This is a genomic window from Sphingomonas sp. LR60, assembly GCF_036855935.1.
GTDB lineage: Bacteria > Pseudomonadota > Alphaproteobacteria > Sphingomonadales > Sphingomonadaceae > Sphingomonas.
Genome location: NZ_JASPFK010000001.1, coordinates 150,540 through 166,043, shown reverse-complemented (window position 1 = coordinate 166,043; position 15,504 = coordinate 150,540). Strand labels below are relative to the sequence as shown.

Sequence of the window (15,504 nt, the reverse complement as noted above, 5' to 3'; positions counted from 1 at the left end):
GGAAAGTCGGAAATGTTTACCGACGCGTAACCACGCCACTTCACCCCGCCCTAACCACCGCAGCGTAAAAAGAGCCATCCCGACCGGACGTGATCCGGCCACCCCGGGCATGGAGCTTTCCGATGAAGTCGCTGCTGCGTCATGCGGCAACGGGCACGCTGACGCGTCGCACCGGCCGATCCCTCGCGCAACTCGCCGGCGCGCTCGCGCTGGCGTCTTGCGGCGGCGGCAGCGGCGGCGGCGGCAGCACGGCCGCACCCAGCGCCACGGCACCGGTCACGGTCGTCCCCACCGCCACGCCCACGCCCTCGCCCACTCCGACGCCGACGCCCGCCGCCAGCGCATCGCCGGTCGCGGTGACACCGGGCAGCCTGTCGGTCGCCGAAAGCTATCCCGAGATCCCGAGCAACTTCGACGTCAATTCGGAGCTGGTGCCGTCCTGGGGCACGGGCGAGATCGCGGCGACCGGCAAGCCCGACACGGTGGGCGCGTTCCGCTTCATCTGCGCCCCCAGCCACGAGCTGCGCGACGACCCTGTCGTTTTCCCCGGCCAGCCCGGCCGCTCGCACCTACACCAGTTCTTCGGCAACACGCTCGCCAACGCCAACTCGACCTACGAGAGCCTGCGCACCACGGGCGAGAGCACCTGCAACAGTCCGCTGAACCGCAGCGCCTATTGGATCCCGGCGATGCTCAACGGCAAGGGCGGCGTGGTCCGGCCGGACTTCATCAGCATCTATTACAAGCGCTTGCCGGAAAACGATCCGGAGTGTCAGCGCATGGGCAAGGCGTGCGTCGACCTGCCGCGCGGGATGCGCTTCCTCTTCGGCTTCGACATGGCGAGCATGTCGACCAAGTTCGGCGCGGGCTATTTCAACTGCCAGGGACCGACCGCCACCTCGGGCCATTACAACGACATCGTCGAGGCCGCAAAGAATTGCCCGGTCGGCAATCAGCTTGGCGCGATCATCAACGCGCCCAATTGCTGGGACGGCAAGAACCTCGACAGCGCCGATCACCGCTCGCACATCGCGAACGCCGGCTATGGCGACTGGGGTTACCTGAAATGCCCGGCGACGCACCCCTATGTCATTCCGGGGTTCACGCTCGGCGCATGGTACACGGTCGACTCCGATCTCGACACGTCGGGGACGTGGGATGGCGGCAAGTCGTCGTGGCATCTGGCATCGGACGAGATGCCGGGGATGCCGTTGATGCGCCCGGGCAGCACGCTCCATGCCGACTGGTTCGGCGCCTGGGACGACTCGGTGATGCGGATGTGGACCGGAAACTGCATCAACAAGCTGCTGAGCTGCAATGGCGGCGACCTCGGCAACGGCAAGCAGCTCAAGATGTTCAGCGGCTTTTCCTGGACTGCCAAGCCGCACGTCATCGCGATCAAGAACTGAGCATGTCTGGCGCCGCCTTCCCGCATCGCCGTGGCTCAGGTCAGATCAGGAATGCGGCGATCGGCGTCCAAAGCAATGTCGCCAGCATCATGCCGATCGAAATGCCGCGTGCGGCGGAAAGCGGATCAAGCACATCGGCCACGAACGGACCGATCATTCCGAAGCGGTCGAAGACCAGTGGCACGCCGCTGGCGGCAAATCGTTCCCTTGAGTTGAACAGCAATTTCCCCTCCACTTGGTCTGTTCCCTACGCCTCCGTCCCGGAACGGCACAGAAATCTTGCATGGCGATGAACGTATTCGATCAAAGTTGTTTCCGCGGGCGCAAATTCGATGGCGCATTAACCCGCTGGTAGCTCTGCGACGACTAACCCCTGATGCTCAGTGAAAGGCGCGGCGATGCTCATACCGGCAATATTGCTACCCAGCGATTCGGACGATCGCCGCTCGGCAGAGCGGCAGCCGATCAACCAACCCTCGACGTTGCGCGACGCGCGTGAAGAGGCGACCGACGTCTATGTGCGCGACCTGTCCGAAACCGGCTTCAGCGTCGCCACCGACTCGCGGCTTGAACTCGGCAGCCTCGTGACGATCGGCCTGCCCGGTCGCGGTCGCGCCAGTGCGCGGGTCGTACGGCAGGTGACGGGCGGTTACGGCTGCGAGTTCATCGAGGCGCTCGGCCGGGCCGAGGTCATGCAGACCTTCCGCGGTGGTACCGTCATTCAGCTGACCACCAGCGCCCCGGTCACCCATCCGCTGCCCGAGCCGCAGATCATGCGCTATCCGGGTGCCGTACGGCTCGGCGTGATCGTCGGCGGTTCGGCACTGCTCTGGGCCGGGATCGCGAAGGCGCTCGCCAGCTTGTTCTGAGGAGGGTGGTCGGCGGCGTTCGGACGCCGCGACCCGTGGCAGGTGGCATCAGTCACCGAGCCGGAACGACCGATGTGAGTGCGCCACGTTCCGGCGGATCGTGATCGATCCGGCCGCTGATCGGCATAGAGCCATTCTGCCGAGCCAACCCGTCTGAGCGCCGCGTTCAACTCGAGAATTCGCCGGTCTGCCTCTGCGCCAACGCGACTCCGGCAGCACCATTGCCCCATATCGAGACAAAGCAACGCATTTGCTCGCAGCTGCAGCGCGCATCCCAAGCAGAATAATCAAGATGTGGCGTGCCTTTGGCCGCACGATCGCCGCTATTTGAGCGCTCGAAGCGGTGTCGCCATCGCCGTTCGCCCCGCCACGTCAAATTAGTGCAAGGAAGCGTTCCATGGTTAATGAACGCTCTGCCTCTCCAATGCCACGGCTCACCGCTTGGCCGGAACTGAGTTGGTAAACATCAATTTACCGATTGCCACGACGGATCGGCAGACCGACGGGGTGGGATGAAGGACACGTGATTTTCTACCTGTTTTCATTTCCTTCATTTTCATTTACTTGTTGCGTTGCAGCGTAACGTCAGGGAGCGAAGCCGTGCATGAAGCGACCGTGATGGTTGCGCCGGACCGGGCCGGCGTGATCAACGAAATCAATGGCTCCGCGAATTGGCAGCGACTGGACGACATGGCCAGCCGGGTCCTCGACGTAACGCTTGCCATTACGGCGTTGATCATCCTCGCGCCGTTGATGGCGATCGTCGCTGCGGTGATCTACATACTCGATCCAGGTCCCATCATCTTCGCGCATCAGCGAATTGGGCGTGGCGGCCGGTCATTCCCGTGTTTGAAGTTCCGCAGCATGGTCGTGGATGCCGACGCACGTCTCCGCCACCTGCTCGAAACCAGCCCGGAAGCGCGTGACGAATGGGAGCGCGATCACAAGTTGCGCGACGATCCGCGCGTGATCGGCATCGGGCGCTTTCTGCGCAAGACCAGCCTCGACGAGCTGCCGCAGCTCTGGAACGTGGTCCGTGGCGACATGAGCCTCGTCGGCCCTCGTCCGATCGTCGTCGGCGAGATCAGCCGATATGGTCGCTATTTCGAGCATTATTGCGCGGTGCGGCCGGGCATCACCGGTCTGTGGCAGGTCGGCGGTCGCAACGACGTGTCCTATCGTCGGCGCGTCGCCTATGACGTGACCTACAGCCGCGCGCGGTCATGCGCGATGAACGTCAAGATCATCGCCTTCACCGTGCCCAGCGTGCTGTTCCAGCGCGGTTCTTACTGATCTACCCTCCCCGCGGCGCTGGGGCCGCGGCAAGGATCATCCACCCCGCAGCTGTTCGCGAACCGCCGTCAGATGCTGTTCGGCGCGGCGATGTTCGGCAGTTGCCAAGGCCAGCATCCGGTCGTTCAACACCTGCAACTCGCGGCTCGCCCGCGCGGCGTCTCCATCGACCTTGGCCACCTGGATCTTCAGCGGCATCAAATCACGCTGCAATGCCGGCGTATCGTCCACCGTCCCACGCTGCTGTGCCTTGGCATAGACCTGATCGATTTTCAGCGACAGCACCGTGCGTTGCGACTCGTGAAGGTCGCGATCGGCGCGAAGCTCGCTGATCCGCTGCAAGACGACGTTGCGTCGCGCGGCTGCCGCGGCACGATCCGTGGTAAGCTGCTGTTGCGCCGCTGTCAGCGCCGCGGCGACCTCGTGATTGCCGCGCCGCGCCAGCAGGGCCGGCGGGTAAGCGATGGCGGGCGCCCCGCTCAACTCCGTCTGCCACAGCGCTTCCTGCGCCATCAGCCGGTCGGTCGCGCTCCCGGCGACGGGCTGCGGCGTCCGCGCGGTGCAGGCGATCGCTGCGACGGCGGTCAGTCCGAACAGCCCGGCAAAACCGATCGCGCGGCGCAGTGCCGCGGACACGTCGTCCTCGATCGTCGCCCGCCTGCTCGTCGCTTCCATGATGCCGCTCATCCTCGATCGTCCGTCGATGGGCCATGTTAAGCGGTGTCGGTTAATAACCGGTAAGCCAAGTTACCCGGCGCGGCGATCGTCCCGTAACGCTATGCCAACGTCGCTCCACCACCGGCCGGCATTAACTTGGTCTTCAAGCGATCGGCCTAGCTGCTGTCTGTCCGTTGCAACGACGGAAGCGGTTCTGACTCGGGCGGACGGGCGTGATGACGCGGCTTCGTACACATCTTCTCCCCGCCGCCGCTTGGACACTCGCGGAGTGCGCCAACGGCGAATGTAGGCGGCTGCGGTGCGTCTACGACCCCGGTCGTCGCGGTCCCCGTGTCCTGACTTTTGCCGACTGCGTCGCCGACGCCGGCCTGCCCGATGTCGTCCCGAACTGGGCCATGTGGTCGACCAACGGTCGCGGACCGATCGGGCTATACGGTTGAGCATGCGGGTGTTGGCGTTTGTCGCGGTGCCGCGCGTCCTCTATAAGGCTCCGGCCTGCTGGAGACCGATTGTGTACCGCCGCCTGATCATCGCCGTGTCGTTGCTCGGCTGCGCCGCCGCGACTCCGGCGCAGCGCACGATGCTGCGCGCCGACGAGATGGCCTATGAACTGCGCGGGCCGGAGGAAGCGTCCGCCACGGGCAAAGGGCATGAGTCGCACAACGTCGGCAGCATGCATGGCGATCAGGTCCGCCCACGGCTCAGCGACGACGTGCTCGAAGTGCCCGCGTCGATCCCGTCAACGGTGCGGCCGGCGACGCTGATCGTCCCGACCGGCGGCAAGGGGAACTCCCGCCGACCGCCGCGCCCGACGTGGTTGGCGCGTTCCGCTTCATGTGTGAGCCGGGACAGATCAGCTACGACGATCCGATCGTCTACCCGAACCAGCCGGGCAGAAGTCACCTTCACCAATGGTTCGGCAATACCGCGGCGAACGCCAGCAGCACCTATCGCAGCCTGCGCACCTCTGGCAACAGCACGTGCGTCAACATCCTCAATCGCTCCGCTTACTGGATGCCGGCGATGCTCGATGGGCGCGGCCATGTCGTGCGGCCGGACTATGTTTCGGTTTATTACAAGCGCTTGCCGAAGGACAGCGCGGACTGCCGGCGGCAGGGCAAGGAATGCGTCCCGCTGCCACGCGGGCTGCGCTTCATCTTCGGCTACGACATGCTGACCGGCAAGACGCCGACCGGCGGGAGCTATTTCAATTGCGACGGTCCGTCCGCCACACCCGGGCATTATGCGACGATCACCGAGGCTGCGGCCAATTGTCCGGCGGGCAATCGGCTCGGCGCCTCGATTTCGGCGCCGGGCTGCTGGGACGGCAAGCGACTCGACAGCCCGAACCATCGCGATCACACCGCAAACCCGAGCTATGGCTCGTGGGGATATCTAAGGTGCCCGGCAAGCCACCCCTATGTCATTCCGTCGTTCACGATGGGCGCGTGGTACACGGTCGGCCCGGAGCGCGCCGACAGCTGGTATCTGTCCTCTGACGAAATGCCGGGTATGGCGCGAATGCCCGCGGGCTCGACCTTCCACGCCGATTGGTTCGGCGCATGGGATGACGACGTGATGGCGGAATGGACCGAGCATTGCATCGACATGCTGAAATCCTGCCACAGCGGCAATCTGGGTGACGGGCGACAAATGAAGGAAGCGGCGCCCTTCGTCTGGACCACGCCGCGCCGACTCGTCCCGATCCCGCCGCGCCCCGCCGCGGGCGCGACCGCGAGCGGCAAGGCAACCGCCGCGCGCTGATCGCGCCCACCAGCTTTGTGGTCGTGACGCACTCCGCGCCATGTCCCTCCGCCTATCGACACTGCTTACGACGGATATCCACGGGTCCATGGCCGATACTTCAACGCTGAGCGCTAGATTGCTGGCGCGCGTCCATGTGCCGGAGGCGCTGTTGCGGCGGCTCGGTTGGGCGACTTCAGGCTATATGATCGTGCAGGTGGTGCGCTTCGCCACCAACCTGGTGCTGACGCGCATCCTGGCGCCCGAATTGTTCGGGATCATGATCCTGCTCACCTCGCTGCGCGTCGGGCTGGAGCTGTTCACCGACATCGGCATCGCGCAGAACGTCGTCAGCAGCCCGAACGCCAACGACCCGCGCTTCTACAACACCGCCTGGACGTTGCAGGTGCTGCGCGGTTTCGGGCTGGGGATCGTCACCTTCCTGCTGCTACCGGTGATCGGGCATTTCTACGGTGACCCGACGCTGCATCAGCTGTTGCCGTACATGACGATCTTCTTCGTGCTGACCGGCTGCACCTCGATCGGCCTGCCGCTTGCGATCAAGCAACTCGCGCTCGACCGGACTGCGAAGTACGAGGTCACCTTCGCCTCGATCGCCTCGATCGCGCTGATCGTCTCGGCCTGGGTCTCGCCGAATATCTGGGGGCTGCTCACCGGCAGCATCCTCGCGTCGGTCTCGCCCACCGTCTGCTCCTATTTCATCATGCCCGGGATCAAGCACCGGCTGATGATCGACCGCACCTATGCGCGGGAGATCATCGGCTTCGGGAAATGGGTCTTCGTCTCCTCGGTCGTGTATTTCCTCGCGCTCAATTTCGACCGACTGATCCTCGCCAGATACGTCAGCTTCGCTGCGCTCGGCATCTACGGCATCGCTCGCTCGCTGTCCGACGTCTTCGCGCAGTTCAGCGTCAAGCTCGGTGCGGAAGTCGTCTTCCCCAGTGTCGCCGCCACGACCGCCCGCGGGGCCGAACTCCAGCGCAAGCTCGCGCATCGTCGCCTGCAGTTTCAGGTCGTTGCGCTGGTCGCGATCGCCGGGTTCATCGCGACCTGCGACTTCGTGATCCGCATCTACGATCCGCGCTACCATGACGCGGCGCAGCTGATCCCGTGGGTGGGGCTGGCGGCGTGGCTGATGATCCTGAGCACGCTCAACGAAAATCTGATGCTCGGGCTCGGCAAGCCGCATTACAGCGCGTTCGGCAGCAGTGCGAAGCTGCTCGGACTGGTCGTCTTCCTGCCGCTCGGGCTGACGCGCTACGGCATCGCTGCCGCGGCGGGAGCGACCGTGCTGGCGGAGGTGATGCGCTACGCCTGCCTGGCGATCGGACAGGCGCGCCTGAAGGTGACGTTCATCCGGCAGGACGTGCTCGCCACCGCCGCGCTGATCGCGCTCGCCTTCGCGATCCGCTGGGTCACGTTCCAGATCGGCCTCACCGGCGCACCCGGCGAGCTGTTCCGGATCACGATGTACCGGTAATAACCCGGCTCCGTCGTCACGGGTTTCCACTTGCGTTCCAGCCCGGATCACCACGGGCTCCTGCGTTCGCAGGAGAACGATCCGATGTCGCTGAATCTTACCCGCGACGACACGCCGAAGCCGGAATGGTACCGGCTTGGCGCAAGCCCCTCAGGCGTTCGGCCCGTAATAGCCGCGATACCATTCCGCGAACCGCTGCAATCCCTCGCGCAGCATTACCTTGGGCTGATAGCCGGTCAGCGCGTGGAGCTTCGAGACGTCGGCATAGGTCGCGGTCACGTCGCCGGGCTGCATCGGGCGCATCACCTTCTCGGCCTTCTGCCCGATCGCGTCTTCCAGCGCCTCGATCATCTCCATCAGCCCGACCGGATGGCTGTCACCAATGTTGAGCACGCGGTGCCCGCCCGCCTCGGGCGGATGGTCGAGCGCCCCGACGATCCCGTCGACGATATCGTCGATATAGGTGAAGTCGCGCGCCATCTTGCCTTCGCCGTAGACCTCGATCGCGTCGCCACGCATGATCTTCTGCGTGAACGAGAAATAGGCCATGTCCGGTCGACCCCACGGGCCATAGACGGTGAAGAAGCGCAAGCCGGTCTGCGGAAAGCCGTACAACTTGGCATAGGATTGGCTCATCAGCTCGCACGCGCGCTTAGTCGCGGCGTAGAGCGAGACCGGATCGACCGCCGCCTCGTCCTCGGTGAACCCCTCGCCACCCATCGGCTTGTCGCCATAGACCGAGCTGGAACTGGCGTAGACGAGGTGTTCGAACTCCTCGGCATGGCGGCACGCCTCCATGATCGACAGATGCCCGGCGAGGTTCGACCGCTCATAGGCGAATGGATTTTCGAGGCTGTAGCGCACCCCCGCCTGCGCGGCGAGGTGGACGACGCGGCGCACGCCCTCGTCGTTGACGATCTTCGCCATCGCCGCGGCATCGGCGATGTCGGCGCGATGGAAGGCGAAGGTGTTGCGTCCCTGGAAGGTCGCGAGCCGCGCTTCCTTGAGCGTCGGGTCGTAATAATCGTTGACGATATCGACGCCGATCACACGTTCGCCGCGATCGAGCAGGCGATGCGCGACGGCGTGGCCGATGAAGCCGGCGGTGCCGGTGACCAGGATCGGATCGGTGCGGCCGCTCATGCTGTCATCCCTCGGTTCGCGCCGGGGTCGGCGCATTCATGCTGCACCGCCTCCTAAAGGTGCGGACGGCAAACGGCAACGCGTCCCGCCCTAGTTCCGCACCGATTCCGCGGGTTGCCACACCACATAGCGTTTCCTGCGCCAGACCGGGGAACAGGCTCGGCAGCGCGCGACGACGCCGCATCTATCCAGCCCCACGCTGCGCCTGCAGCCGATCTTGCGTCCGCACTTGCTGCTCGCTCCGCAACGATCGCCATATTGCGTCATGTTCTTCCTGCAAAATGGCACACGACGTTTAGACTTCGAAAAGTGGAATTCGACACTTTGCATCCGGCAGAGGCCCCGGTGAACTATCACGATGAATAGGCTGGCAATCCTGCTGTCGGCTCTGGCGCTTTTGACAGCTTGCGCCGATCGCGGCGCACACCTGCCACTACAATCCGCCTCTTCACTCGGGCGCGAGCGGGCGACACCGGTCGACGCCACCTACCAACTGGGCGTCGGTGACCAGATCGCGATCGCGGTCTATGGCGAGCCCGATCTCACCCGCACCTATCCGATCAATCCCGACGGCACGATCGAGGTGCCACTGGCGGGCACGATCAAGGCGCAGGGAAGGACGATCGCCGCGATCAGCGCGCTGATCCGCGACCGGCTCGCCGACGGCTTCCTTCGCAATCCGAGCGTGACTGGCGCGATCGTCAGCTATCGGCCCTTCTATATCCTCGGCGAGGTCAACAAGCCTGGGCAATATTCGTATCAGACCGGCCTGACGCTCGACGGTGCGGTCGCGCTGGCGGGCGGCTACACCTATCGCGCACAGAAGAAATACGTGTTCATCCGCCCCGAGAGCGGCGGCGAAATCAGGGTGGAGGCGACGCCGGACCTGGCCGTGCGCCCCGGCGACACGATCCGCTTTGCCGAACGCTTCTTCTGACCGCGGCGGTGGCGCGCGTACGTCGCGCACCCGCGTTGCGCGACTACTGGCGGCGGCCTCGACGCTCGTCGCGGTTATGCCGGCCGCGCACGCGCAAACCGCCCGCTCATTGCTCGATACCGGCTTCGCCTTCGATCTGCCGTTGACCGACCGGGTCACGGTCATGCAGCGCCCGCATCCCGAACTGGCCGTCGCGGGCGTCCGTGCCGGCGCGTTCCTCGTCTTCCCGCAAGTCGATCTCGCCGCGAACGCGACCAGCAACGTCTTCGGTGCGACCGACGCCGCCCTTTCCGATGGCTATAAGACCGTCGCGCCGCGGCTCGACTTGCGCAGCGACTGGTCGCGGCATCAACTGCTCGGCCATCTGCGCGGCACGTTCCGGCGCTATCTCGATTATTCGATCAAGAACGAGAACGGCTACGATATCGGCGTCGAGAGCCGGATCGACATCATCGGCACGTCGACCCTGCGCGCGGCGGTGAATGCCGACCGTATCTACATCACCCAATTGTCGGGCGACTTCCCCCGCTTCGCCGCCGCCTCGGTCCCGCTCGACCGCCAGGTCGCTTCGCTGCGCGGCAGCTATGCGGTGAACCGCCTGCAACTGACGGGCGACGTCAACGTCACGCGACTGAATTACGGCGACACCCGCGCACGCGACGGGACGCGGATCGATCAGGACTATCTGGACCGCACTTCCACCCGGCTGACCGCACGCGCCGACGATCGTGTCTCGCCGGTCACCGCGCTGTTCGTGCAGGGAAGCTATTCCCGTCACGACTATAGGCTGGCCAGGGTCGATTTCGACCGCAGCGGTGGCGAACTGCGCGTAATCGGTGGTGCGGCGTTCGACCTCACGCCGCTCATCCGCACGCGGCTGGGCCTCGGCTGGCTCACGCGGCATTACCGCACCATCGGCGTCACGAACCTCACCGGGCTCGCGATCGACGCGCAGGCCGATTATCTCGTCACCGCGCTGACCACGATCAGTCTTTCGCTGCGCCGCGACGTGCGCGATGCGATTGTCGCCGGGTCGCCGGGCTATGTCGCGCTGCGATGGGCGGCCGAGGTCGACCACGAATTGCTGCGCAACCTGATCCTGATCGCGCGCGCTGATGTCGAGAACGACGATTTCGCGCGCATCGATCGTGGCGACACGTTGCGCCATGCCGGCGCGAGCGCCCTGTACACGCTCAACCGCTCGGTGATGCTGACGCCGTCGATCGACATCTCCGCCCGCGCCAGCCGTGGTGCGCAGAGCGGGCAACGCTTCAGCGAGGTCCGCGCCGGACTGAGCGTGACGTTGCGGCGCTAGTCCGCGGCACGGGTACACAAAAGGGGCAGATGATGGCGGATGTGACGACCATGCGGATCGACGAACGCCAGGATCTGGCGGGCCTCTTCTCGCGCCTGAAGCGCCACCTGCCGATCATGCTCGGCTGCATCGTCGCGATGGTGGCGGTCGCTGCCGGGATCGGCAAGATCGTGCCGCGCCGCTACACCGCCATCGCGCAGCTTGAATATACGCCGCCGAGTGTGGTCGCCGGTGCGCCGCAGCCGCAATTGTCGGATCTGGCGCGCGACGCAAAGATCGACGCGCAGGTTCAGACGATGAAGTCGCTGGCGGTCGCGACCCGCGTTGTCGATCAGCTAAGGCTCGACCGCGATCCCGAGTTGCGCGCCGCCGCCAAGGCGTTGGTGACCGGGTCCGCAACCGGGAAGCAAGCGATTGCGGGCGCGCTGCTCACCAATCTCGACGCCGCGCGGATCGGCACCACCTCGTTGTTCGAGGTCGGCTATACCGACCGCAATCCGCTCAAGGCGATGCAGGTCGCCAACGCCTTCGCGCAGGCGTTCATGGCCGAGAATTTGCAAGCCAGGCTGTCCGAGTTCAGTGACGTCGACGCGCGCCTTGCCGGACAGCTCGACGCACTGCGCCGCAAGGTGGAGCAGGCCGATGCCACCGTCGCCGCCTTCCGCGTCCGCAACAACCTGCTCGAGCTGCCCGATTCCGCCACCGCCGAGCAGGAGATCGCCGCGATCCGCAGCGCGCTCGCCTCGGCGCGCGCCGAGGAGGCGGCGGCACGCGCGCGCAGCGCCGCCAGCGGCGCGACGATCGTCGGTGGCGGGGGCGGCACGAGCAGCCCGTACAGCACGGCGACGCTGTCGTCGCTTCGCCAACAGCGCGCGCAGGTTGCGGCGCGGGTCGCCGCGCTCGAAACGCGCTATGGCGAGCGCTATCCGGCGCTGGCCGACGCCCGCCAGGAACTTGACGCGATCGACGCGCAAGTGGCGCGCGAGCGGCGCGACCTGTCGCGCTCGGCCGGCGCCGCCGCGCAGGCCGCGGGTTCGACGACCGCCTCGCTGGAGGCGAGCCTCGCCGCCGCGCAGGCGCGACAGGCGAACGACGTCCGTGCCTCGGTCGACCTCGCCGAACTGCAACGCGCCGCGCAAAATGCGCGCGACGCCTATCAGCAATTGCTCAACACCAGCACGCAGCAGAATGCACAGCGGTCGATCGTCCGTCCCGATAGCCGGATCGCCGCACCCGCTTCGCTGCCGCTGACGCCCAGTTCGCCGAACGTCCCGCTGTTGCTGTTCATGGGGGCGGTGCTCGGCGTCGCGATCGGTCTGGCGATCGCCTATGTCCGCGAACGCTGGGTGCAGGGGCTCGACACGGTCGACGATATCGAAGCGATGCTGGGCGTCGATTACTTCAACAGCGTGCCGACCCCGGCCAGCGCCATCGACCAGCCACGCACCGGGGATGCGGCAGAGGCGCTGCTGCTCCATCCGCTGTCCGCTTATGCCGAGGCCTATCGCAACATCGCGACCAGCCTCAGCTTCTGCGCATCGTCGGCGCGGGGCGGCAAGATCCTCGGCATCACGTCGGCGCTGCCCCGGGAAGGCAAGACGACGACCGCGACCTCGATCGCGCGCGTGCTCGCCACCGGGGGTTCGCGCACCTTGCTGCTCGACACCGACCTGCGCCGCCGCTCGGCATCGATCGCGCTCGCCCCGCAGGCGCACGTCGGGCTCGGCGAGGTGCTCGCCGGCACCGCTACGCTCGACGACGCAATCGTACGGGAGGAAGCGACCGGGCTCGACGTGCTGCCGCTCGCCGCGACGGCCGGCGCCGCGCCGCACTTGCTCGAAACCGCTGAATTCGCCGCCTTGCTCGCCGAGCTGCGCCGTCGATACGACCATATCGTGGTCGACACCGCACCGGTGCTCGCGGTCGCCGATACCCGCCTGCTCGCCCGGCACTTCGATGCGCTGGCACTGCTGGTCCGCTGGCGTGCCACCCCGGCCCGCGCCGCACGCGCCGCCTTGCATCAGATCGCCTCGGTCGGCGTGGACGTCACCGGGGTCGCGCTGACGATGGTTGACCTCAGGGCGCAGGCGCACGCCGAGTTCGGCGATCCGTCCTACTACGCCGATTACATGAAGGACTATTACGCGAAGGCATGATCCGACCCCGTTGCGTCCGGACGCAACGGCTGGCGAACGAATATATCCTCCGCTACCTTCGGGCACCTTTTCCGGAGGTGTTGGTGAACGCCGCGCTTTTCACGTCCTATCTGCTGCTGTGTCAGCGCGGCCGCGCCTGTGGCGGAGCGGGCCGGAAGTGATCGTAGCGACAGCGCTGTCCGTGAAGCGCAGCCGGGCGCGCACCTACCGGATCGCGCCTCGATGACCGCCGTCGCGCGCCTCGGGCTGGGCGGCAGCAAGTTCGGTTCGTTCGCCAACCCCGCCCCCGCCGCCGACAGCGAGCGGCTGGTCCGCACCGCGCTCGATCTCGGCGTCACCGTCCTCGATACCGCCAGCATCTATGGCCAGGGTGACAGCGAGCGGATCATCGGTCGCGCGATCGCCGGCCGGCGCGACGCCGCGTTCATCGTCACCAAGGGCGGGCAGACCTTCTCGACCAGATATCGGCTGCTGCGTACCGCCAAGCCGCTGGTCCGCGCGATCCTCGCGCGGCGCGGCGACCCCGGCAACGTCGTCACCGCGCACCGCAGCCGGGCGATGCACGCCGACTGGCGCCCGCGCGCCGTGGTCGCCAGCTTGGACGCGTCGCTCAAGCGGTTGCGGACCGACCGCGTCGAGGCGTTCCTGCTCCACAGCCCACCCGCGCACATCGCCGCCGATGCCGAACTGGCGCTGGCGCTGGTCGCGGCACGGGCCGGCGGCAAGGCGCTGCGGATCGGTGTGTCGTGCGACGATCTCGCGACGCTCGACGCCGCGCTCGACCAGCCCGGCTATGACGTGCTCGAACTGCCGTGGACCGTGCTGACTGCGCTCGGTACGCGCGCCGATACGATCCGCAAGCGCGGGCATCTGGTGCTCGCGCGCGAGGTGGTGACGCGGCAGCTCGGCCTGATCCCGGCGCAGGCGGTGGCGCGCGCCCTCGCGCATCCCAGCGTCGATTGCACGATCGTCGGCACCGGCAAGCCCGAGCATCTGCGCGCCCTCGCCGCGATCGCGCGCGGCGCGGCGCGATGATTCTCGATGCCCCGCCACCGGGCGATCACCGCACGGGACACCCCACTTGCACCATTCCGGTACGCGGGCGCCGCCTGACGCAAGAACGTCGCACGATCGTCACGGCGACGTAACAACGATCTCGCAGGCGCACGGTTAACAGGAGATCAACCCAATGCGCCCTCACGCTTTGCTTGCCGCTGCCGCCGCCGTCACGCTGTCCCCGCTGCCCGCGGGTGCGGTCACGCTGATTTCGGCCTATTCGATCGCCAACACTGCCGACCTGTCCGGCCTGCCCAACACCGGCGACAATCGCCTCGGCGGGTTCGGATCGGACCTCAGCTACGACGCAAGCACCGGCACCTTCTGGGGTACCACCGATCGCGGCCCCGGCGGCGGCGTGCTGTCCTACACGCCCCGGCTGCAAGGCTTTACGCTCGACATCGACACCGGTGGCAAGATCAACGGCTTCACGCTCACCAACACGGTCCTCTACCACGACGGTGCGACCAATTATAACGGCCTCAATCCCTCGCTGCTCAACGGCAGCGTCGCCGATCTCGGCCGCTCGTTCGATCCGGAGGGGCTGGCGCGGCTGCCCAACGGCAACTTCCTCGTCTCCGACGAATATGGCCCGTCGGTCCTCGAATTCCGTGCCGACGGCCAGTTCGTCCGCGCGTTCGAGACGCTGTCGAACCTCGTCCCCCACGATGCGAACGGCGGCGTCGACTATGTCGGCGGCGCGGGATCGATCGTCAACGGCCGGCAGGACAATCGTGGCTTCGAGGGGCTGACGATCAGCAAGGACGGCAAGACCGCCTATGCGATCCTCCAGGACCCGCTCGTCAACGAAGGCCGCGCCACCGATGGTTCGGCCGATGGCACCTACAGCCGCAACACCCGCATCGTCGAGTTCGACATCGCCTCGGGCAAGCAGACCAAGCAATATGTCTATCAACTCGCCTCAGTCGACGAGCTGAACGCCGGACTGACCAAGAACCAGTTCGACGCCGACAAGCAGGGCCGCTCGATCGGCGTCTCGTCGTTGCAGGCGATCGGCGACAACAAATTGCTGGTGCTGGAGCGCGACAATCGCGGCGTCGGCGTCGACGATCCCACCGGCAAGAAACAGGTCGCGGACAAGCGCATTTACGAGATCGACCTGAGCAACGCGACCGACGTCAAGGATATCAGCCTCGCGGACACCAACGATCTGCCCGCCGGCGTCACGCCCGTGACCAAGAGCGCGACGCCGTTCCTCGACATCGCCGCCGCGCTGAAGGCAGCCGGCTACACCGTCCCCGAAAAGATCGAAGGTTTCTCGTTCGGGCCACGGCTGGCGGACGGCAGCTATTCGCTGATCATCATCACCGACAACGATTATTCGGTCACCCAATCGGGCAGCGGCGAGCAGTTCGACGTCTGCACCGGCAAGGGCGGCAGCAC

At 66.2% G+C, this 15,504-nt stretch carries 12 protein-coding genes and 1 pseudogene; 10 read left to right on the top strand and 3 right to left on the bottom strand.

The annotated features are described in order from the left end of the window. Window positions 1-122: 122 nt before the first annotated feature. A complete protein-coding gene (locus tag QP166_RS00795; protein WP_333914182.1) occupies window positions 123-1,409 on the top strand; it encodes a DUF1996 domain-containing protein in 1,287 nt (428 codons plus the stop codon). Window positions 1,410-1,449: 40 nt separating this feature from the next. Here the strand turns inward: QP166_RS00795 and QP166_RS00790 are convergent, their stop codons facing one another. Beyond that, complete coding sequence (locus tag QP166_RS00790) at window positions 1,450-1,644, bottom strand: hypothetical protein (protein ID WP_333914181.1); 195 nt, start codon at window positions 1,642-1,644, stop codon at window positions 1,450-1,452. Between the two features lie 163 nt (window positions 1,645-1,807). On the opposite strand from QP166_RS00790, the gene QP166_RS00785 reads away from it, so the two are divergent. Beyond that, window positions 1,808-2,278 (top strand): PilZ domain-containing protein, encoded by a 471-nt coding sequence (locus QP166_RS00785; RefSeq protein ID WP_333914180.1) that lies wholly within the window; start codon window positions 1,808-1,810, stop codon window positions 2,276-2,278. Window positions 2,279-2,878: 600 nt separating this feature from the next. Beyond that, window positions 2,879-3,571, top strand: coding sequence for a sugar transferase (locus tag QP166_RS00780; RefSeq protein ID WP_333914179.1), 693 nt, complete (start codon window positions 2,879-2,881; stop codon window positions 3,569-3,571). Window positions 3,572-3,607: 36 nt separating this feature from the next. Here the strand turns inward: QP166_RS00780 and QP166_RS00775 are convergent, their stop codons facing one another. Continuing rightward, a complete protein-coding gene (locus QP166_RS00775) occupies window positions 3,608-4,258 on the bottom strand; it encodes a hypothetical protein (RefSeq protein ID WP_333914178.1) in 651 nt (216 codons plus the stop codon). 804 nt (window positions 4,259-5,062) lie between these two features. Between QP166_RS00775 and QP166_RS00770 the strand changes: the two genes are divergently transcribed. Together QP166_RS00770 and QP166_RS00765 are read left to right on the top strand one after the other, a co-directional pair. Beyond that, window positions 5,063-6,013, top strand: coding sequence for a DUF1996 domain-containing protein (locus QP166_RS00770; protein ID WP_333914177.1), 951 nt, complete (start codon window positions 5,063-5,065; stop codon window positions 6,011-6,013). A gap of 88 nt (window positions 6,014-6,101) precedes the next feature. Next, the gene (locus tag QP166_RS00765; RefSeq protein WP_333914176.1) at window positions 6,102-7,493 is read left to right on the top strand and encodes an oligosaccharide flippase family protein; all 1,392 of its coding nucleotides are present in this window, start codon (window positions 6,102-6,104) and stop codon (window positions 7,491-7,493) included. A 150-nt stretch (window positions 7,494-7,643) separates the two neighbouring features. Here the strand turns inward: QP166_RS00765 and QP166_RS00760 are convergent, their stop codons facing one another. Next, window positions 7,644-8,636 (bottom strand): NAD-dependent epimerase/dehydratase family protein, encoded by a 993-nt coding sequence (locus QP166_RS00760; protein ID WP_333914175.1) that lies wholly within the window; start codon window positions 8,634-8,636, stop codon window positions 7,644-7,646. A gap of 358 nt (window positions 8,637-8,994) precedes the next feature. Between QP166_RS00760 and QP166_RS00755 the strand changes: the two genes are divergently transcribed. From QP166_RS00755 to QP166_RS00735, 5 genes and pseudogenes are all read left to right on the top strand, one after another. Beyond that, a complete protein-coding gene (locus QP166_RS00755) occupies window positions 8,995-9,573 on the top strand; it encodes a polysaccharide biosynthesis/export family protein (protein WP_333914174.1) in 579 nt (192 codons plus the stop codon). Between the two features lie 76 nt (window positions 9,574-9,649). Next, the gene (locus QP166_RS00750; RefSeq protein ID WP_333914173.1) at window positions 9,650-10,888 is read left to right on the top strand and encodes an outer membrane beta-barrel protein; all 1,239 of its coding nucleotides are present in this window, start codon (window positions 9,650-9,652) and stop codon (window positions 10,886-10,888) included. Window positions 10,889-10,920: 32 nt separating this feature from the next. Further along, on the top strand, window positions 10,921-13,044 hold the full coding sequence (locus QP166_RS00745) for a GumC family protein (RefSeq protein WP_333914172.1): 2,124 nt from the start codon (window positions 10,921-10,923) through the stop codon (window positions 13,042-13,044). A gap of 222 nt (window positions 13,045-13,266) precedes the next feature. Next, window positions 13,267-14,079: an aldo/keto reductase gene (locus QP166_RS00740; protein ID WP_333914171.1), complete on the top strand. Its 813-nt coding sequence runs from the start codon at window positions 13,267-13,269 to the stop codon at window positions 14,077-14,079. 154 nt (window positions 14,080-14,233) lie between these two features. Beyond that, a pseudogene (locus QP166_RS00735) lies at window positions 14,234-15,430 on the top strand (esterase-like activity of phytase family protein); the annotation flags it as partial. Between the last annotated feature and the right edge of the window lie 74 nt (window positions 15,431-15,504).